Genomic DNA, 21,984 nt, shown 5'->3' with positions numbered 1-21,984 from the left:
TCATTAAATAATATTGAGGCTTCCATGTTTAGATTCTTATTCCTTTTGTTTATTGTTATTCCCATTATTGAAATAGCCTTGCTAATGAAAATAGGTGGGTGGATTGGTGTATGGCCAACGATCACTATTGTTATAGTTACGGCTTGGTTGGGCGCTAAAAATGTTAGGCAACAAGGGCTAGCAACGCTAAGCTCCCTACAAACTAAAATGGCACAAGGGCAAGCACCATCTGAAGAAATAGTTTCAGGGCTTATGTTATTAATCGCCGGAATATTATTAGTTACCCCTGGTTTTGTTACTGACATATTTGGTTTGTCATTATTAATACCAGCGTTTCGAAAAAGTATTGCTAAAGCATTTCAAAAAGTTATGCCGGTTCAAACTTATGCGAGTGGAGGTTTTCAACAACAAAATCACTATCATCATGAACAGGCCGTGAATGACGACTTTTCTCCAGAAAGTGAGTCATCATCAAAACCTTCAATTCACCAAGGTAAAATATTAGATGGTGAATTTGAACGTAAAGAATAAAAATTTTCAACGTGGACTTGTTAAGCATTAATTCGACCCCATCTTTGAAACAACAAAACTTATAAACCCTTATTAACCAAACAATCTCAGGAGAGAAAAATGAGTATTCGTCCATTACATGATCGCGTAATTATTAAACGTAAAGAAGTAGAATCAAAATCTGCTGGTGGCATTGTATTAACGGGTAGTGCGGCAGAAAAATCTACTCGTGGTGAAGTTGTTGCTGTAGGTAAAGGCCGTATATTAGAAAACGGTGAAGTACGTGCATTAGACGTAAAAGTAGGCGATCAAGTTATTTTTAGTGAAGGCTACGGTGTAAAAACTGAAAAAATTGACGGCGAAGAAGTATTAATTCTTAGCGAAGCTGACATTTTAGCGATTGTAGAATAAAACAAAAATTCTATGTTGTTATTTTTAAAGTAGCAGCATCGAGGGGCTAATTTACTCAAGTAAGTTCAGCACTTCATCTTTGTAATTAAGCAAAAAAGAATATTCTCAAAGCGGCTTAACTACATAAATTTAAAATTAATTTTTTAATAAAACAAATTATAGGAATAAATAACATGGCGGCAAAAGACATATTATTTGGTAACGACGCACGAGTAAAAATGCTACGTGGTGTTAACATTTTAGCAGACGCAGTAAAAGTAACATTAGGCCCAAAAGGTCGTAACGTAGTATTAGACAAATCATTTGGTGGCCCAACAATCACTAAAGATGGTGTATCTGTTGCAAAAGAAATCGAATTAGAAGATAAATTCGAAAACATGGGCGCACAAATGGTTAAAGAAGTTGCGTCTAAAGCTAATGATGAAGCAGGTGACGGTACAACTACTGCAACTGTTTTAGCACAAGCAATTGTAAACGAAGGTTTAAAATCTATCGCTGCTGGTATGAATCCAATGGATCTTAAGCGCGGTATTGACCAAGCAGTTATCGCAGCTGTTGAAGAACTTAAAAAGCTTTCACAAGCATGTACAGACAACAAAGCGATTGAGCAAGTAGGTACTATTTCTGCAAACTCAGATGCAACTGTTGGTAAAATCATTGCTACAGCAATGGAAAAAGTAGGTACTGAAGGTGTTATTACTGTAGAAGAAGGTCAAGCACTAACAGACGAGCTTGACGTAGTCGAAGGTATGCAGTTTGACCGTGGTTACCTTTCTCCATACTTCATCAACAATCAAGAAAGTGGCAGTGTTGAACTAGAAAACCCATTTATCTTATTAGTAGATAAAAAAATCTCTAACATTCGTGAACTACTAACTACATTAGAAGGTGTTGCTAAAGCAGGTAAACCTCTTCTAATTATTGCTGAAGATGTTGAAGGTGAAGCACTAGCAACATTAGTTGTTAACAACATGCGCGGCATTGTTAAAGTTGCAGCTGTTAAAGCTCCTGGTTTTGGTGACCGTCGTAAAGCAATGTTACAAGACATCGCTACATTAACAGCGGGTACAGTAATTTCAGAAGAAATCGGAATGGAACTTGAAAAAGTAACATTAGAAGATTTAGGTCAAGCGAAGCGTGTAGTTATCTCTAAAGACAATACAACAGTCATTGACGGTATTGGCGAAGAAGCTGACATTCAAGCACGTGTTGCACAAATTCGCGCTCAAATTGAAGATACAACGTCAGATTACGACAAAGAAAAACTTCAAGAACGTTTAGCTAAATTAGCTGGCGGTGTAGCCGTAATTAAAATTGGTGCTGCAACAGAAGTTGAAATGAAAGAGAAAAAAGCACGCGTTGAAGATGCGTTACACGCAACTCGCGCAGCCGTTGAAGAAGGTGTTGTTGCTGGTGGTGGTGTTGCATTAGTTCGCGCAGCTGAAGCAATTAAAGATCTTGAAGGTATTAACGAAGATCAAACACACGGTATCAACGTAGCGATTCGTGCGATGTCAGCTCCATTACGTCAAATAGCAACTAACTCAGGCGACGAAGCTTCAGTAGTTCATAACGAAGTACGTAATGGCACAGGTAACTACGGTTACAACGCTGGCGATAGCACATATGGTGACATGTTAGCTATGGGTATCTTAGATCCAACTAAAGTAACTCGTAGCGCATTACAATTCGCAGCATCAGTTGCTGGCTTAATGCTAACTACCGAAGCTATGATCACCGATGCACCAGTTAAAGATGCTGGTGCTCCTGCAATGCCTGATATGGGCGGCATGGGTGGTATGGGCGGAATGATGTAGTAGAGTTGAAGCTCTAAAAAAACAACTCTAACCATTTAAACGAAAGTCCGAATAGTAATATTCGGGCTTTTTTATTTTAGCAAGTAAATTGTCCTGAAATGTACTAAAAATTTAAAGCTCTATCAAATAAATCATCATTATTAATATGATGTTTATACTCATACTACAAATGACTTGTCTTTTATTTTAATTTGTTTTACTATTATTTTATAATTATAAGCTATTGAACATAAATTGATTTATAAATAGCATGGAGCGGTTTAAATAGTATGGATACTGGTGTTATTAGTCTGTGCATTGTTGCACAGCTAAACAATGTTGCAGTGGATGCAGAACAAGTAGCTCAGCGGTTTGGTCAATCGGGCCATTTACTCACTAGTATAGACTTAACTCGTGCGGCTAAATCACTTGGCTTTAAAGCGCGTTATACCAGCATACTTGATGGCGGAAAACTTCTTCTTTCTTCAAAAATACTACCCGTTATTGCCGAAACCCGAGAAGATCAATACCTCGTTATTGCACGTATGTCAGCGCAAACAGATAGCGACACAGAAACGCGTTTTCTTGTACACGATCCTTTATTAAAAAAACCACAAAACCTTACTGAAAATGAATTGATTTCTTTGATTTCAGGTAAAGTATTGCTTGTCACTAAACGTGAAAGTTTACTTAAATCGATGAATGAATTTGATATCAGTTGGTTTATCCCTGCTTTCAAAAAATATAAAAAACTGTTTTATGACGTATTGATTGCGTCATTCTTTTTACAAATCTTTGCTTTGGCAACCCCTTTATTCTTTCAAGTCGTGATGGATAAGGTTTTGGTGCACAACAGCTTAAGTACACTTGATGTCTTAGCGATAGGTTTTTTTGCGGTGACGCTTTTTGATGTACTGCTTGGGGGTATTCGTACGTATGTTTTTAGCCATACTACCACAAGAGTGGACGTTGAATTAGGCGCAAAACTTTATAAACACTTGATTGCACTGCCTCTGAGTTACTTTGAAACCAGGCAAGTTGGACAAACTGTTGCCCGGGTGCATGAGCTTGACAGTATTCGCCAATTTATCACAGGTACCGCACTGACTTTATGTATTGATTTATTATTTACATTTGTCTTCTTTGGCGTGATGTTCTATTACAGTACAACACTCGCTCTGGTGGTGCTAGCCAGTATTCCTTTATACATTTTATTATCGGTATTGATCACACCAACGCTGAGAGCGCGAGTGAATGAAAAATTCGAACAAGGGGCAAAAAACCAATCATTTCTTGTTGAATCAATTAGTGGGGTTGAAACCGTTAAAGCTTGCTCACTTGAGCCGCAAATGCAACGTAACTGGGAAGATAAACTGGCCAATTACGTGTCAGCTTCTTTCAAAGCACAACACATTGGTAATATCTCTAGTCAAACCGCAAGCTTCATTAATAAACTGACCACCTTAGGCATTATTTGGTTTGGCGCACAAGCTGTGATGTTAGGAGAGCTAACTGTGGGTCAGCTAGTCGCCTTTAATATGTTAGCCGGGCGGATTAGTGGGCCTATTTTAAAAATTGTGCAGTTATGGCAAGACTTTCAACAAGCGCAAATCTCAGTAAAACGCCTCGGTGATATTTTAAATATACCAACAGAAAGCCAACATAACCAAAACCGCAGCGCCTTACCGAAAGTACAAGGCAACATTGAATTCAAACAAATCAACTTTCGTTACCAGCCGAATACCCCTTTAGTACTTGAAAATATTAACCTCAATATAAAAGTTGGTGAAGTAGTGGGTATTGTGGGAAGTTCAGGCTCAGGAAAAAGTACCTTAACAAAATTAGTTCAGCGCTTTTATACTCCAGAGTCAGGGCAAGTAAAGGTTGATGGCATTGATATTTGCTCAGCAGATGTAAGTTGGCTTCGTCAAAATATTGGTGTTGTATTACAAGACAGCTTTTTATTCAATCGCACAGTACGAGAAAATATTGCTTTAACCTCGCCAGCGATGCCGATTGATCGCGTGATACAAGCGGCAAAACTAGCCGGTGCGCATGAATTTATCTCTAGCATGCCTAAAGGTTACGACACTGAAATTGACGAACAAGGCAGTAATTTATCTGGTGGTCAAAAGCAACGCCTTGCGATTGCCAGAACGCTTTTAACCAACCCAAGAATTTTGATTTTTGATGAAGCAACCAGTGCACTGGATTATGAATCAGAAAAAATCATACAGATGAATATGCAAGCCATTTGTAAAGGCAGAACCGTCCTCATTATCGCTCATCGTTTAAATGCTGTGCAGCATTGTCATCGATTAATTGTGATGGATAAAGGTAAGGTGGTGGAGCAGGGTACACACCAACAATTGATAAATCAGAAAGGTTATTTTGCTAAATTATATGCATTGCAAGGTGGAACAACAAAAGTGTTGGCTTAAAATTTTTTAAGTATTCGCCCTTTGTAACACTATATATGAAAAAGGAATTAATGATGGATGTATTAGACCAAACCTCACTGGTTAGTGATAAAACAGTGAAAGATAGTAAAAGAAAACACATTGATACCCTTTGTGAAAGGGATCTTGATGGCACGGAAAAAGATAGTACTACTTTTATGAAAGCGGCAAAAGCATGCTTTTCAATAGAGGATTTATCGGGTTCAGTCGCTTATTTGCAAAGATATTTAACTTTGAATGAGACAGATACGACGGCAAGAGCAAGGTTGATTTTTCTATTAAAAAAATTAGAGAATTTTAAAGAAGCATCAACACAGCTTACGATAATGCAAGAGTTAACCTCTATAAAAAACATTAGTGATAATCAGCGCCTAGAAGACTTTACGAATCATGATAAGTACGATGAAGCCCTGGATTTTTTAGAGAAAAAGCTAGAAAAATTCCCTAATCACTTTCGATTACTTATTCGCCATGGCGATATATTGAAAACATTAGGTCGTGTTGAAGAAGCAGAGATATCTTTTAAACAAGCATCTATTGTTAAACCTTTAGCGGGTATGCCGTATTGGTCACTAGCCAACTTAAAATCGTATCGTTTTTCAGAGAAAGAAATCGCCTTAATGCAATCGACATTAATTAAATCAGAGCTTACTGATAATGACAGAGCGCTTTTTAATTATGCCTTAGGAAAGGCCTTAGAGGATAATCAGCAGTATAGTGAGTCTTTCAAACACTATACACATGCGAATAAAATTAAAGCCAAAACAGAGCCTTATTATAAAGAAGGCTTAGAACTTTTTTACCAGGCCACTAAAGCAGGTTTTACGAAAGATTATTTTGTTGAAAAAGGACGAACAGGCTTTGAGGGCTGCGCACCGATATTTATTGTTGGCCTTCCTCGTTCAGGGTCTACGTTAACGGAACAAATACTGGCGAGTCATTCGCAAGTCGATGGTACTCGTGAGTTAGGTTATATTTTTAAGCTTGCCCGTAACCTCTATATGAATAAGAAGTTTGGTAAAGATACTCGTGATATAAAGCAGCTTAAAATTGATTCAAAAATCCCTTTCTTACCTTATGCGGACCTTATGGCTAATTTTAATACTTTAGAGTATGAAATGGGCGGGCGTTATTATGACGAAAAAACGATGGCACATAGGCAAGGAGCACCATTTTTTACTGATAAATTACCGAATAACTTTATGCACATTGGCCTTATTCACCAGATATTACCGAATGCCAAAATTATTGATGTCAGGCGTAACCCAATGTCGGTTGGACTAAGTGTATTTAGGCAAAGCTTCCCTAAAGGCCTGAGCTTTAGTAATGACTTAAATAATTTTGCAGACTTTTATCAACGCTATCTAGATATCATGAAGCATTGGGATGAAGTTTTACCAGGTAAGGTACACCATTTGTCTTATGAAACCCTTGTACAAAATCCAGAGCAAGAAATAAGACAGTTGTTGGATTATTGTGAATTACCTTTTGAAGAAGGTTGTTTGAATTTTCATGAGACTAAACGTTCAATAAAAACACCGAGTGCAGAGCAGGTTAAGCAGCCAATGTATACCGATAGTATTGAGCAATGGAAAAATTACGAGAGTGAGCTTGGTGAGTTGAAAGTGGCTCTTGGTGATGCTGTTATTGATTATAAAAGAGTATAGGCCTTTTACCCGATGTCAATAATTAATACAGGTAAACCCCCGGCTCAGCAGGGGAGACTCACATAGGTTCTACCTATACCGCGGTATAGGTATCCTTTCACCTCGACTAAGAGAATGAAGGAAAAACCTATGCGAGACTATAAGAGTTTGTCCCATACACGGTGGGATTGTAAATACCATATCGTATTTATACCTAAAAAAAGGCGTGAAATGATATTTGGTTCAATCAGAACATATTTAGGTGAAGTGTTCCATGAGCTTGCTCGCCAAAAAGGAGTGATTATTGAGGAAGGACATTTAATGCCTGATCATGTTCATATGTGTTTGAGTATTCCACCGAAACTAGCTGTTTCGAATGTTGTTGGTTTTCTAAAAGGTAAAAGTGCGATCTCAATAGCGCGAACATTTAAAGGAAAGCAAAGAAACTTTAATGGTGAAGTATTCTGGGGTAGGGGATATTTTGTATCAACGGTTGTGCTTGATGAAAATATGGTTAGGGAATATATCCGTAATCAAGAAAAACAAGATGTAGAGAGACCAGATGAAGTTAGGGGTTTAATGCGCCTTGGGCGCTTACTTTAAGCCTTTTAGGCTGCCATCTAATAAGCCTCCGGCTCTGCCGGAGGTCATTTAACTTTGAGGGATTGATAATGTTACGTAATAAAAGCGTATTAGTTTTTATTTTTTTATCTGCTTTAGTAGTTGGTTGTGCTAAAGAAGAGATACCACATACATCAAAAAATACAGGGGAAGAACCGTTGGTAAATTTATGTGATTTGGACGAATCGGTGGCTAGCTTTAATGATTTTATTAAAGCTGAATATGGTAATGAAATATCAATAGATGATATTAACAGCATGAAAAAGTACTTTACTAAAGTGTATAAAAAAAAAGTAACGGACTTTTTTTATTCAACAACGGAAAAGGTTACTCTTATAGGTTTAGTTAAAGAGTGTGTTGCTGATGATAATGTTTCATTTCGTTATGTATTTAATGTCATTGCGGACTCGTCTGGTAACTCCATTTTTCATAAGGGGAACGTGCGATATGAGAAGGAAACTATTATTCAACAAAAGAGGCCATTCTCGTTTGAAAGTGTCAAGGCGGATAATCATGATTACTCAATGATACTTTCAAAATATGTAAAAGCTTTGAGAGTAGGAGTTGAGTTGGATGAATATATGGAGTTAATAGGCTGTATAAAGGCTGAACCTTTCGAAAAGGGCGAACAGTCATATACTTATTATTATATTGAAGAGCCTACTGAAAATATAATTACTCGACTAACCGCTCATGATTTCAATAAAGAAATTATTATTGATGTAAATAACCATGGTACCGGCAATAGCGCTATTGTCAAAAACTTAACTACAAGGAAAGATTAAAATGGGAAAGATATATATAGAATCGATTGATTCAGCCCATCCTGATTATAACCACACATATTTAGTGTATGAAGATGACGCAGGTCAAGAGTTTGTTATTAGGGGGGGGCCAGAAATTGATATATTCGAAGCGGATTTAGGCGAGATAGTTACAGAAATAGATGTTCCATTAGCAGAATCCGCAGATAGTAGGGATGGAGATAGCTCGCAAAGCCGTGGACAGGCTGAACTGGACCTTGGAGGGCGGAGTGCTGCAGATGTATGGGAGGGGATGAAAAACTCGGCTCAAAAAATTGAAGATTCTGATGCGGGCTATGGGGGATTGGAAAATAATAGTAACTCGCTAATAAGAACGGTTCTTGATGAAAATAATGTTCCGCTGATAGTGCCTAGTAATACAGAATTAAGTGAAATCCCAGGCATTGAAACGCCTGTAGATGTAAATAATACCAATTCGACTGATTTTGAAGAAGTAACTGCAGAGATTATTACTATTTATGCACCAGATGTTCCTATGGACTTTTGGGACGAAAGTGCACAATGGATAGAGGATACTTGGGACGATGCTACTGATTGGGCATCTGATAGTTGGAATGATTTTACTGATTGGGTATCTAATACGTGGGATGATGTTTCCGATTTTTTTGGTGGTTTATGGGATGATTGGTTTGGTAGTGACTCAGGCGGTTTTGGTAGTTCATCGAGTTGGACAAGCTTTTCTAGTTTCAGCTATGACCCACTTGTTATTGATCTTGATGGGGACGGTGTTGAACTTATTTCTTTAGAAGGAAATAACACCTATTTTGATTTAAATGGCGATGGCTTTGCGATTAACACCTCTTGGGTGAGTGCGGATGATGGCCTTTTAGTTGTCGATAAAAATGGCGATGGCCAAATTAACGATATTAATGAACTATTTGGTAGTCCAACATCAACAGGTTTTGATGAGCTAGCCTTATTTGATTCAAATAGTGATGGTCAAATTAACGCGCAAGATGATGCTTTTGAAACGATACAAGTATGGCAAGACAGCAACAGTGATGGTGTTAGCTCAGCTGACGAGTTACATTCATTAACCTCGTTAGGAATTGAAGGGTTGAATTTGGTTCATACTGAAATCGATAATCCTTTGAGCGATGCTGGCCGTATTGCGCGTGTTGGTAGCTTTGAATACTTTGACGGTAGCGAAGGTCAATTAGCCGATATAGTTGTGAATGCCCGAAGTGTTGATTCTAAATATATTCAAAACTATGCCTTTTATTCAGCAGCGGAAGAAGTTGCTGAAATCAAAGGTCACGGTACGATGGCCGATTTACGTATCGCAATGAGTCTAGATACCGATTTTGGTGATTATGCGAATACGTTAATCATGGCCGATGATGCCAGTCAACTCATTAATAACTTTGATAGCTTTTTAGTCAAATGGACTGGCGCTGAAGGCATTAACCCCGCAGACTTAACGGCAGAAGTTAATGAGACCTTTGGTGCGATATATAATGAAGAAAGCGGATTGTTTGTTTTTGAAAATGCGAATAATGAAACGTTCACACCAGAAGAGTTAGCGATTGTTAAAGCGTATGCAGGGTTCGAAACACTCGAGTTCTCTGATGAACGCTTCCATGATACCGAAGAAGATTGGAACAACGTCAGCAGCGGTGGCATCATGCGCCGTACGCTGAATGAGATTCATCGTAACCTTCTAGTGAAGACAGCGGTCAGTAATGGTTTATTAAAAGATGCATTGCCATTAGCCTCTTATAATCTTGATAATGACTCAATTTCAATCACTAAAATAAACACGCTTGAACAACGATTGGATAAAACATTAACGAAACTTGCTGAAGGTGTTGATGTTGATGCTTATATGATTGCTGCGTTAACGTTAGTTGAAGTCGATGCAAGCTTAGCAAAACAATTTAATGAAGGTATTAAGGCGTTAATTGATGATGGTAATGCACCAGAAGCTGTTGCAGAGCATGAATTGTTAGTCTTATTTGGTATGGGAACTGCAGCAACCGACTATTTATACGGTAATGAATCGGCGGATAGTTTATACGGTGAAGCAGGGGATGACTTTATTAAAGGTTTATCGAGTGATGACTTACTGCATGGCGGTGAAGGCGACGACTACATTGATGGCGGAGCAGACAATGACACTCTTCATGGTGATGAAGGTAATGACACATTATTTGGTGGTACCGGCAATGATAATGTTTATGGCGACGAAGGTGACGATAGATTAGTTGGTAACCTTGGCAATGATATACTTGATGGCGGCGAAGGTAATGACGCGCTCTTTGGCGGCAGTGGTAATGATACCTTACATGGTGGCTTAGGTGATGACCTACTTCAAGGTGATGTTGGAGACGATATACTACATGGCGGTATTGGTAATGATACATTAAAAGGTGATTTAGGGGATGATATTGCTTCAGGCGGCTTAGGAAATGATGTTTTAGTAGGTGGTGCAGGTGCAGATGTATTATCAGGAGATGGAGGCAATGACGGACTTTATGGAGGCTTAGGTAATGATACACTTTATGGTGTATCAGGTAACGATAGGCTCGTTGGCAATGGTGGAAATGACATAATCAATGGTGGCGAAGGCGATGATATCCTTAATGGTGGCGAAGGTGACGATACGTTATCAGGCGGTAGTGATAATGATAGCTTAATTGGCGGTTTAGGCGCAGATGTATTAGATGGCGGTAACGGTATTGATACAGCGAGCTATATAGGAGCATTAGAGGCGGCTTACGTTAATTTACTTGATAATACTGATAATGCATTTGCTGCTTTTGGCGATAGCTTGATTAACATTGAAAACGTTACCGGTAGTGACTTTGCTGACATCTTAAGCGGCGACCATGGTAATAATATCTTAAATGGTCAAGGCGGTAACGATGTACTTGATGGTGGTAACGGTGATGACCACTTACAAGGTGGCGCTGGTAATGACGCGCTCGATGGCAGCCATGGTGATGATTTCCTTGAAGGTGGTTTAGGTGATGACATCTTAATCGGTGATACTGGCGAAGATACCCTAATGGGCGGTGAAGGCAATGACTTACTTAATGGCGGACACCAAAACGATACGCTTGATGGTGGTTTAGGTGACGATACCTTAATCGGTGGCACAGGAGCTGATAGCTTGATAGGCGGTGCGGGTAATGACTCACTTGATGGAGGTCACCAAAATGATATCCTTGAGGGTGGCTTAGGCGATGACACATTAAGTGGTGGAACGGGTGCAGACATCTTGATAGGTGGTGCAGGCAATGACCATATCGAAGGCGGACACCAAAAAGATATTATCACCGGTGGTTTAGGTGATGATTATCTTGCAGGTGACGGCGGTAACGACACCTATCATTACGCGTTAGGTGATGGCAATGACACCATTGCTGATAGTCACTGGTCACAAGACGAACTCATCTTCGACGGTATTAGTTCTGATGAACTATGGTTTAGTCGTCATAACGATGACCTCGTGATTGGTATCACTGGTAATGATGGCAGTGTCAACATTGATAGCTGGTATCAAGGCGCGCAACATCAAATCGAAAGCATAGAAACTGACGATGGTGTGCTGACATCTAACCAAGTACAACAACTTGTTGACGCGATGGCCGCCTTTGAACCGCCAGTTGGTGCAGGCAAAGTTGTCACGGCAGAGATGGATGAGGCACTGATACCGGTACTGGCACAAAGTTGGGATAAAGCTGCTTAATTACATTACGATAATGATTAAGCAAGGTTAAATCGACTGAGGCGCCGTTAAGTTGCTCAACTCAACTCAAAACAATACAGTTAAGCAGCAAAGCCGTTTAGTGAAATGAAGTGGATCAACCCAAGTAGTTTTGGCTACTTGGGTTTTATTTTTTAAGATGTTATGAAAAAAATATTACAAAAGTTAAACGTTTTTAAAAAAACGCCGACAAAGAAAGAAATGTCAGAATCTGGCGTTATACTTGATTTTATGCCTGCAGCGATTGAAGTATTAGAGCGGCCAGTATCGCCTATTGGTCGTTTTTTAGGTAAAAGTATTATCGTCTTTTGTGTCTTTACCTTAATTTGGTCCTATTTTGGACACCTTGATGTGGTAGCGGTAGCTCAAGGAAAAATCATTCCTAGTGGCCGGGTTAAGCAGATACAACCTTTACAAAAAGGCGTAGTTAAACACATTTTTGTGACCGAAGGCCAACTGGTGCAACAAGGCGAACCACTCATTGAACTTGAGAAAAGTTTAACGGGTGCCGACTTAAATCGCATAAGTAAAGATCTAAATATTGCCCAATTAAACCTTTATCGGCAATTAACACTGCGAGAAAAACTCACCAATGACAACACCTTAGTTCAGCAACAAAGCTTTGACTGGCAGACCTCATTAACGCCAGCAGCGCTTAACTATCAACAAGCCTGGATAGCGCAGCAATGGTCTGCCTATCAAGCAAGACTAAGCGTTTTAAAACAACAATTAACGACTCAACGTGCTGAGTTAAATATGAATAAAGCCGATATTGAAAAATATAAAGCCGTGCTACCTATTATACAAAAGCGGGTAGATTCGTTAAAGTCTTTGCGGGTTGATTCTTATGTATCTGAGAGTAGTTATCTTGAGTTAGAGCAGCAATTGATTGAATATCAACAAGAAATGAAAATAGCACAAGACAGAGGATTAATGCTGGCCTCAGTAGCAAAAGAAACCGAACAGCAATTGGAACAATTAACTGCGCAATTCATGGGAGAAAACCTTACTGAAATTGAAAGCTTCCAACAACAAGTTTTTGGTCTTGAGCAAGAACTAGAAAAAGCCCATGTATTTAATGATAAACAACTATTAACTGCGCCAGTAACAGGTTATGTGCAGCAGCTAAGTGTACACACTATTGGTGGTATTGTTACTGATGCGCAACCGCTTATGTTGATTGTACCTAAAGGGAATTTTTTAGAGGCAGAAGTTGAACTAACCAATAAAGACATTGGTTTTGTGAGCGTTGGACAAACCGCTGAGATAAAAGTAGAGACCTTCGATTTTACCTTATATGGTTTTTTACATGCTGAAGTAGTTGATATTACGGCAGATGCGATTGAAGATGAGCAACGTGGTTTAGTTTATAAAATGAGATTAAAACTCAATGAAAATAAATTATTAGTTGAAGGTAAATGGATTGATTTAATACCCGGAATGAGTATTACAGCGGAAGTAAAAACATCACGCAGACGCATTATTGATTACTTCTTAAGTCCTATTCAACGCGCTACTGATAATAGTTTGGGGGAGCGGTAGATAGTAAGTATATATAGTTTTGAAGTCTAGAGTATAAAGTGGGGTGTCGAAATTCATCCCATGTAACTAATTAAATAAAAACAAATAGATAAGTTACATATGGGTAGTATGGCGTGGAAGTTTACTTAAATCAATCGGTTGTGATGTTTTTTTGTTGTTAAGTATTAAGGCTGTCTTTTTAAAAAAGGCAGCCTTAATTGTATTTATATCGTGTGTTTTTGATGGCAATATTCCCATGTGACAAATTATATACAATTCAATATGTTGAGCTCTACATGGGCGGCATGATGTAGCGAGTTGTTCATTCATAACGTTTCAATAAGCCTGAAAAATATTCTTTTCAGGCTTATTGCATTTCTGCCTCTCTATCAATAAACCAAATATTATTCATTCTTCATTTTTACGAAAATCAACATATTTTTTGGCGTATTGAAGTACAATGTTGGAAGTTTCCTCACTATTGAGTAACGCAATTGGGAGTTCAGTTAGTACTGGTAAGTCTTCAAAGCTTGGTGGTGCTGTTTCTAACCACCTCCAGCATTTACTTCTATTTCTTTCTACTTGTAATAATGTTTCAATTATTTGTTCAACTATAGCTGGTTGCCCAAACCAACCGATAGGTTTAACCGCTGGCTTTCTCCCTCCTTGAACAACTCTTGGCAATTGAGATAACTTTAGTTCATCAATTAAAATGTTCTTTCTCGTCCAGTTAGCAAATTTATCGAGTTTTTCATTTGGGTTTCGAATGCTATCAGTAGTAGGTATAACTAAGCCAACTTTTACTTTATTCAGCGATCTTATCTTTTCTAAAACACTCGCTAAATCAGTATAATTAGTTACAAAGACAACTTGCTCGATGGTATCATCGGTTAATACATCATATAGCGATTCAACAGCAATATTTACATCCGTTTGTTTTTCTTCGAGTTTCCATATATCAACATATTCACATTCATTAGGTGGTTTATTTGGTTCATCTGCGTCAATTTTGAATGCACGTGTAGCATTTATCGCGTAATAACCTTTGATAATTTCTAGTTGATTATTTTCACTATTGAAGTTTAAAGCGCGGTGATAAGCTTGTTGATCATTTAGGGAATCTGTAGACATTGCGGCTTTACCAACATATCAGCAGTAAAGAACTTGATGCTTAAATCTTGATAAGAGAGAGTTTCTTCTGAGGAGCTTGGCAGAATATGCTTGATAAATAGTTTGGATAGATCTAGCCATTTATAAGGTGTGCGCTTAAGACAGCCATAATATAGATTGTATCCATCAATATATACACGCGTCTTCAAAGCTAATCCTTAGGTTTTAGTTACAAAAAAACCGACACTAAGGTTAATGCCGATCAGTTAAGAAATATTTAACGATCCATTGACCGATCTTCTGGTTAGTATATAAAGGCTTCTGAATTCATTTAGGAGCCTTTTCTTTTGCAACTAACAACAGCACTTTCTCTTGCCAACGGCTATGCCCCAAACTCAGAAGGATTAGGTCAACTGAGTGATTTTTTATGCCCTGAGTTTATCAAACAATGCGCAGAAACCGCTGGTGTCGCGACGATAAGGAAAAGAAGGCTTCCTGTTGAGATGGCCGTTTGGACAGTCATTTGTATGTCGTTTTATCGTGAAGACCCACTGTGGAGTATTGTCAGTAAATTAGGGCTCGCTTTACCAGGTAAAAAAGAACTCGTTGCACCCAGTGCGGTTGTACAAGCAAGGCAACGCCTTGGCTCAAGTGCAGTTAAAGAGGTTTTTGAGCGAAGCCAAAAAATGTGGAACGCAGATGCTAACCACCCCACATGGTGTGGCTTATCCCTATTAGGCGTTGATGGTGTCATTTGGCGTACACCTGATACGGCTGAAAATCATAAGCAGTTTTCCACTTGGAAAAATCAATATGGTGACACAGCCTTTCCTCAAGTGCGTATGGTTTGCTTAATGGAGTTAACTAGCCATTTATTAATGGGGAGTGTCTTTGATAGTTGTCGCTCAAGTGAAATGGTATTAGCCGAAGACTTAATTGACTCTACGCCAGATAATTCACTGACGTTATTTGATAGAGGCTTTTATTCACTGGGCTTGCTCAATCGATGGCACCATGGAGGAAAAAATCGTCATTGGTTGCAACCGATGAGAAAAGGCACACAGTATGAAGTCGTTCGCTCCCTAGGCCGTCACGACAAACTTATCAAGCTAAAAGCAACAGCACAAGCGAGAAAAAAGTTCGACGATTTACCAGAGAGCATTGAAGTCAGGCTAGTCACAAAAACGGTTAAGGGGAAAGAGGTGAATATACTCACTTCACTGACTGACCCAATGCGTTTCCCTAAGGCTGACATTGTTGACCTCTATAGTGAACGGTGGGAAATTGAGCTTGGCTATAGAGAAATGAAACAAACCTTATTGAATAGTCATTTCACGTTACGCAGCAAAAAACCTGAAATGATAGCGCAAGAGTTATGGGGCGTAATGTTGAGCTATAACTTGCTCAGATATCAGATGGTAAAAATGGCGCAGAAAAAGCCAGGGATATATGCAAAACACCTGAGTTTTACGACATGTGCTATCAGTATTATTAACTTAATTCACACGATGTTTATAGAAAATGCTGGGCGTATCCCTAAATCAATTGAGCAACTACAAGAGCAGGTAGAGCATCACATTTTACCAATAAAGCGTGAGCGAGCATATCCTCGGTGTGTTAAACCCAAACCGAGTAAATATCCCAATAAAAAAAGCCAGTCAGTTGTTAACTGACTGGCATTAGACACTAAGGTCGGCTTTTTCTCCCTATATCCAGGAGACTCAATGCTACGCGTGGAAGTAGGGTTAGTTGTTAAGTTAATTATGTAGTAATAATTACTTTATTTCAAGATTATTTTTCAAATTTGAAAAGCAGTGTGTGTATGCTTTAAATATTAACATTACAAAAAAACTATATAAGAGTAATATTATAATCATGCCTGAAAGCCATATTAATAAACTCGCGCAAATAGATGCCCGTCTTCAATTATTAAATGAGGAGCGTGTTGCTTTGATTAATGAACGCCAAGTGTTAATCACACAACATGAAGCTGCATTAGCTCAAAATTTTAATCTACACGCCTCTCCTAAATCTAAAATTGAACTCTTCTCTTATATTTTAAAGGTCGTAACGATGTTTATCCATTTAGATGTTCAGAGGAAACCAAAGAACATAAATAAACGAAAGTCATCGGTATCAATAAAATTGTTATTTTAAAGTTGCTTCTCTTCAATAAAGTGAAGCAATTCTAAAGTGACAAAGTTAGCAGGGGAATGTTCTGTTGCCCTACGTTTACTAATTATTCTGCTGGCTTTAAAAAATAAAGCTCTGCTAAATCATTATGAATACCTGCTAATTTAATTTGAATTTCATCAATATATTCATGCAAATAACCTTTTTCAAGCGATCGCACATCTCCTGCTTTTAATTCATCAATCGCTTTATCGATAGAGGTTATTATTTCTGCTGAATTAGGTAAAGGTGAAATTAGCGCTTTCATCTGCCCTAAACAGTACATAATTGATCGTGGAAAAACATCACTGTGCATCACAAACTCAATAACATCTGAGCGTTGAACACGTACACCCATCTCTTGGCGATACATTTGATAAGCACTTAATGAGCGTAATAAGCTAATCCACTGTATATTTTCAAAAGGTTTTGCTTCTTCACTAATAATTAAATTTTCAGAGCGAATATCTAATATACGCGATGTCATATCGGCACGTTCAATCATTAATCCAAGACGAATAAAGGTATAACCTAAATCATGATTAATGGTTGCATCTAAAGCACCAAATATTTGGTGTGCTGCATCTATAATCGCTTTTAAATAGGCAAACCTACCTCGTTTACTCAATCCTTCATTTTGATTGTCTTTTACATAATAATATAAGGTGTTTATTTCTTCCCAAATATCTCTTGGGATAACGTCTCGAATCGTGCGAGCGCTTTCTCTGGCAGAGATAATAGAATTTAAGATGGAAGAAAAGTTATCTTTTCCCACTAACAGGTATCGTAAAGCTTTGGGCTCTGAAAAATCTGTATGTGTTTCTTGGTAAGATTCTCGCGCGCCAATAATGTCGACTAAAGGTTCCCACCCAGTACTTACCCCTTTGGGTAAGTCCATCATCAACATATTATTCACGTTAATTAACCGAGCAACATTTTCTGCGCGTTCAATGTATCGAGACATCCAATATAAAGTTTCACCGACTCTTGATAACATATTATTTAGCCTCCTCGTCTACAATCCACGTATCTTTACTGCCACCACCTTGTGATGAATTTACTACTAAGGACCCTTTAACCATAGCAACACGAGTTAAGCCTCCTGTAGTTACTTGAGTATCTTTACCTGATGATAAAATAAAAGGTCTTAAATCAGCATGGCGACCACCCGGTGTAATACCATCTTCTTCCAATGTAGGAACCGTTGATAAATCTAATGTTGGCTGTGCGACCCAGTTACGAGGATCTGCTTTTATTTGTGCAATTGTCGCTTGTTGTTCTTTTTTAGTGGATTTAGGGCCAATTAATAAACCATAACCACCTGATTCATTAGCGGGTTTAACGACTAACTTATCGATATTTTTAATGACGTGATCACACTCTTTTGGATCCATACATTTATAGGTAGGAACGTTTTCTAATTTTGCTTCTTCGCCTAAGTAATATTTAATCATCTCTGGCACGTAGGCATAAACGACCTTGTCATCTGCAACACCTGCACCCGGCGCATTTACTAGAGCAACATTCCCTTTAGACCAAGCACGCATCAACCCCGGAACACCTAATTGAGAGTCAGGTAAAAAGGCTTCTGGATCTAAGAACAAGTCATCAATTCGGCGGTAAATAACATCTACACGTTGTAAACCTGTGATGGTACGCATGTAAACACAGTCATCTTTTTCAACAACGAGATCACGACCTTCTACTAACTCACAGCCCATTTCTTGGGCAAGGTAACAATGTTCAAAATATGCAGAATTAAAAACACCAGGTGTCAATACAACTACTTCAGGCTTGTCTTGCGGACGAGGTGACATTGCAGCCAACATATCAAATAATTGAGAAGGGTAATCATCAACAGGTAAAATAGAGACTTGTTCAAATAACTCTGGAAATACGCGCTTCATTACCGAGCGATTTTCAAGCATATAAGATACACCTGAAGGAACACGTAGATTATCCTCCAGCACGTACATAGTGCCTTTGCCATCTCGTACTAAATCTGAACCACAAATATGTGCCCAAATTTTATTAGGGGGATTGATCCCCACGCATTGTTTACGAAAGTTAACAGATTTTTCTAATAAGCCTTTTGGGAATACACCGTCTTTAATAATTTTTTGGTCGTGATATAAATCATCAATAAACAGGTTGAGTGCTTCAGTTCGTTGCTTTAAACCAATTTCTACACCTTGCCATTCTTTCTTGCCAATGGTACGAGGGATGATATCAAAAGGCCAAGCTCTATCAATCATGTTGCCTTCATTATAAACAGTGAAGGAAATCCCCATCTCTTTAATAGCTAAATCAGCAACTGCTCGGGCTTTTTTTAACTCTTCAGCAGATAAAATAAAAAAACACTAGGGTCTGTTGGTCTTTCAGGGTTAAATTTCATTCAATTTAAACGGATTTAAACGGATTTAAACGGATTTAAACGCGGCGTGAGATTTGTATCATCGTTATTCTCGGCTTTGTCTGCTGAGTCGCCCTACCTTCTGCACCCATGCAGTCGTATTAAAAAGCGAACAACAATGAGTAAATTCGTTTTAACCTCATTTCTTAATGAGCTGAAAGATGATTAATAACCAAATAGAAGGCTAAAAAGTACCTTAACAACAAAGCTAATATTCATCATTTTTATTTTCATTATATGAAAAAACTATTCGAAAAAGTCAATGTATCCATCTATTTTTAATGTGCTGTTTTGTATTGGTTTGTATTGATTTTTTAGGAGGGGATTGATGAAGTGGGCTTTTATTGATTATGAAAATGTTGGAAGTTTAAATAGGGTAAACCTAGGTCATTACACAAAAGTAATTGTTTTTGTCGGAGCAAAACAAAAAGTCCTCAACTTTGGCGATGATATTTACAATAAGCCAATTGATTTCACTTATATTAAAATTGCAGAGGTTAATAAAAACAATCTAGATCTCCATTTAGCTTATTACCTTTCTGATTATAATCATATAGCACCTGAAAATGTCAGCTTTGACGTGATAAGTAATGATAGAGCATTCTCGCCTTTGATTAAGCATGTGAATTTAAATATTAGAAAGTGTGTGCAAGTTGGTTGGGGAGAAACAAAAAACAATGTAAAACCGATACAGCTTACAAAAGGTGAGAAAAAGAAAACGCCTCATTTAATTAATAACATCATTTATATGCCTAAAACAGCTAGACCGAAAAGGCGTGATGCTTTATTTAATCATATTAAAACTTACATGAGAGTTAAGAATAATGTCGAACTTGAAGTTCAGAAGTACATTCAAGAGTTTCTTGAGGAAGGGGTGATAAATATCGACAATGAATTGATAAAGTATAATAGGTAAATAATTACATATATCATTATAGCCATTCGCTATTTTTTTAAAAATAAACTATAAATTCAATCTATTACCATATTTATAACCTCCATAAAAAAGCCTAAATATTGCTATTCAGACTTTTGTTTTTTAATCAGTTTATACTTTATTTATTCCAACTTATTAGGGAGTTGGCGTTACTGTACTTCAGCATAAAAACAACCGAAAGGCTGTAACTCAATGCTGTTACCAACGACTTTACCTACAGCGAGTTTATGGCCTGTTTGTTCAGTTAAGTTGTTAAATGAGCTTGTATTAAACGTTTGCGTTGCATCACTTAAGTTAAAGCATACAAGTAGCTTTTGACTTTCGAATGTTCGGGTAAACACTAATAAAGATTCATCCGAGTCTATAAATTCAATGTCGCCATAAAGTAGTGCAGGGTGTTGTTTACGCCAATGGGTAAATGCTCTATAGCTATTTAAAATTGATGTAGGTTCAAGATCTTGTTCGCTTACAGCTAGCGGTTTATGGCTGTCGATCATAGGTAGCCATGGTGTGTTTTCAGAAAAGCCTGCGTTAGTCTCGTTTTTATTCCAAGGGTGAGGTGTTCTACAACCATCGCGACCCTTAAATTGTGGCCAAAAGGTTTTTCCGTAAGGGTCTTGAATGTCTTCAAAGGCAATTTCACCTTCAGGTAATCCTAGCTCTTCACCTTGGTAACTACACACACTGCCACGTAATGATGATATTAAAGCAAATAGCATTTTGGCAAAATTTGGTGCAGCAGCTAGGTTATTTTTAGCACCCCAACGACTGACTACACGTTGCACATCGTGATTACTGATAGACCAACAAGGCCAGCCGTCAGATACGCTTGCTTCTAACGATTTAACTACTTGTTTAATGTAGCTGGCGGTAAAATTGTCGGTTAATAAATCGAAGCTATAACCCATGTGTAAACGGCTATCACCTTGGGTATATTCAGCCATGGTTTTAAGTGAATCTTCAGACGATATTTCCCCTAAAGCCACTGTACCTGGGTACTGATTAAGTAGTGATCTGATTGATTCAATAAAGCCTAAATTTTCATCTTGGGTATTATTAAAATAATGGTATTGATAAGCGTATGGGTTTTTCTCATCAAAACCTATGCTTTGTCTTAACTCTTTAGGTTTTGGCGGGTTGTCGCGCAGTTGAGCGTCGTGAAAACAAAAGTTAATCGCGTCTAATCTAAAACCATCAACACCACGTTTTAGCCAAAATTCAACATTGTCTAATACCGCTTGGCGAACATCAGGATTATGAAAGTTTAAGTCGGGTTGGCTCGTTAAAAAGTTATGAAGGTAATATTGCTGTCTGCGGGGTTCCCATGTCCAACCCATGCCACCAAAAATAGATAACCAATTGTTAGGCGCTGTTCCGTCTGGCTTAGCGTCGGCCCAAACATACCAGTCTGCTTTATCGTTAGTTTGGTTTTCGCGGCTTTCAATAAACCATTGGTGTTGATCTGAAGTGTGGCTTAACACTTGGTCGATCATTATTTTAATATTTAGCGCATGCGCTTTTGCGATTAGTTCATCAAAGTCGGCTAAGTTACCAAAAATAGGATCTATGTCTCGGTAGTCGCTAATATCATAACCAAAATCTTTCATTGGAGATTTGAAAAAAGGCGAAATCCAAATCGCATCTACACCTAAACTTGCAATGTAATCTAGCTTAGCAACAATACCTTGTAAATCACCAATGCCATCGTTATTGCTGTCATTGAAGCTTCGAGGATAAACTTGATAAATTACGGCTCCTCGCCACCACATTTGTTCTAACATTATTAAAGCTCCAACCGTTTGACTAAAGCGGCTTGAATTATTGCCACTCGTTATCGTATTCATACAATGTACTA

15 protein-coding genes and 1 pseudogene are annotated in these 21,984 nt (G+C 38.1%); 12 read left to right on the top strand and 4 right to left on the bottom strand.

Annotation, left to right across the window (positions count from 1 at the left end; genetic code table 11):
• The first annotated feature begins 24 nt into the window (after positions 1-24).
• The 9 genes from B0X80_RS11395 to B0X80_RS11355 all read left to right on the top strand — a co-directional run bounded on the left by B0X80_RS11395 (position 25) and on the right by B0X80_RS11355 (position 13,518).
• The gene (locus tag B0X80_RS11395; RefSeq protein ID WP_077340398.1) at positions 25-531 is read left to right on the top strand and encodes an FxsA family protein; all 507 of its coding nucleotides are present in this window, start codon (positions 25-27) and stop codon (positions 529-531) included.
• Between the two features lie 99 nt (positions 532-630).
• Positions 631-921, top strand: a complete 291-nt coding sequence (locus tag B0X80_RS11390) for a co-chaperone GroES (RefSeq protein ID WP_076419823.1) — start codon at positions 631-633, stop codon at positions 919-921.
• A gap of 173 nt (positions 922-1,094) precedes the next feature.
• Positions 1,095-2,738, top strand: a complete 1,644-nt coding sequence (gene groL / locus B0X80_RS11385; protein ID WP_077340396.1) for a chaperonin GroEL — start codon at positions 1,095-1,097, stop codon at positions 2,736-2,738.
• Positions 2,739-3,007: 269 nt separating this feature from the next.
• Positions 3,008-5,158, top strand: a complete 2,151-nt coding sequence (locus B0X80_RS11380; protein WP_077340394.1) for a type I secretion system permease/ATPase — start codon at positions 3,008-3,010, stop codon at positions 5,156-5,158.
• A gap of 35 nt (positions 5,159-5,193) precedes the next feature.
• Positions 5,194-6,843 (top strand): tetratricopeptide repeat-containing sulfotransferase family protein, encoded by a 1,650-nt coding sequence (locus tag B0X80_RS11375; RefSeq protein WP_077340392.1) that lies wholly within the window; start codon positions 5,194-5,196, stop codon positions 6,841-6,843.
• Between the two features lie 129 nt (positions 6,844-6,972).
• On the top strand, positions 6,973-7,425 hold the full coding sequence (tnpA, locus tag B0X80_RS11370; protein WP_077340390.1) for an IS200/IS605 family transposase: 453 nt from the start codon (positions 6,973-6,975) through the stop codon (positions 7,423-7,425).
• 68 nt (positions 7,426-7,493) lie between these two features.
• Entirely contained in the window at positions 7,494-8,228 is a 735-nt protein-coding gene (locus B0X80_RS11365; RefSeq protein WP_077340388.1) for a hypothetical protein, read from the top strand.
• Between the two features lies 1 nt (position 8,229).
• Positions 8,230-11,958, top strand: a complete 3,729-nt coding sequence (locus B0X80_RS20360) for a calcium-binding protein (RefSeq protein ID WP_139345315.1) — start codon at positions 8,230-8,232, stop codon at positions 11,956-11,958.
• Between the two features lie 162 nt (positions 11,959-12,120).
• Complete coding sequence (locus B0X80_RS11355; protein ID WP_077340386.1) at positions 12,121-13,518, top strand: HlyD family type I secretion periplasmic adaptor subunit; 1,398 nt, start codon at positions 12,121-12,123, stop codon at positions 13,516-13,518.
• Between the two features lie 387 nt (positions 13,519-13,905).
• On the opposite strand, the gene B0X80_RS11350 is transcribed toward B0X80_RS11355, so the two are convergent.
• Positions 13,906-14,628: a PIN domain-containing protein gene (locus B0X80_RS11350; protein ID WP_245825444.1), complete on the bottom strand. Its 723-nt coding sequence runs from the start codon at positions 14,626-14,628 to the stop codon at positions 13,906-13,908.
• Positions 14,629-14,954: 326 nt separating this feature from the next.
• Here B0X80_RS11350 and B0X80_RS11345 point away from each other — a divergent pair, with 326 nt between their 5' ends.
• On the top strand, positions 14,955-16,280 hold the full coding sequence (locus B0X80_RS11345) for an IS4 family transposase (protein ID WP_077340384.1): 1,326 nt from the start codon (positions 14,955-14,957) through the stop codon (positions 16,278-16,280).
• Positions 16,281-16,482: 202 nt separating this feature from the next.
• Complete coding sequence (locus tag B0X80_RS11340) at positions 16,483-16,764, top strand: hypothetical protein (protein ID WP_139345314.1); 282 nt, start codon at positions 16,483-16,485, stop codon at positions 16,762-16,764.
• 82 nt (positions 16,765-16,846) lie between these two features.
• Here the strand turns inward: B0X80_RS11340 and B0X80_RS11335 are convergent, their stop codons facing one another.
• Both B0X80_RS11335 and B0X80_RS11330 read right to left on the bottom strand, forming a co-directional pair.
• Positions 16,847-17,776: an alpha-E domain-containing protein gene (locus B0X80_RS11335; RefSeq protein WP_077340380.1), complete on the bottom strand. Its 930-nt coding sequence runs from the start codon at positions 17,774-17,776 to the stop codon at positions 16,847-16,849.
• Between the two features lies 1 nt (position 17,777).
• A pseudogene (locus B0X80_RS11330) lies at positions 17,778-19,127 on the bottom strand (circularly permuted type 2 ATP-grasp protein); the annotation flags it as partial.
• Positions 19,128-19,520: 393 nt separating this feature from the next.
• On the opposite strand from B0X80_RS11330, the gene B0X80_RS11325 reads away from it, so the two are divergent.
• On the top strand, positions 19,521-20,108 hold the full coding sequence (locus B0X80_RS11325) for a PIN domain-containing protein (protein ID WP_077340378.1): 588 nt from the start codon (positions 19,521-19,523) through the stop codon (positions 20,106-20,108).
• 170 nt (positions 20,109-20,278) lie between these two features.
• Here B0X80_RS11325 and B0X80_RS11320 read toward each other — a convergent pair whose 3' ends face one another.
• The gene (locus B0X80_RS11320; RefSeq protein ID WP_077340526.1) at positions 20,279-21,910 is read right to left on the bottom strand and encodes an alpha-glucosidase; all 1,632 of its coding nucleotides are present in this window, start codon (positions 21,908-21,910) and stop codon (positions 20,279-20,281) included.
• Positions 21,911-21,984 lie beyond the last annotated feature (74 nt).

Origin of the sequence: Pseudocolwellia agarivorans, from assembly GCF_002000085.1 — a bacterium.
Classification (GTDB): Bacteria; Pseudomonadota; Gammaproteobacteria; order Enterobacterales; family Alteromonadaceae; genus Pseudocolwellia; species Pseudocolwellia agarivorans.
This window is presented reverse-complemented; position numbering and strand designations above follow the sequence as displayed.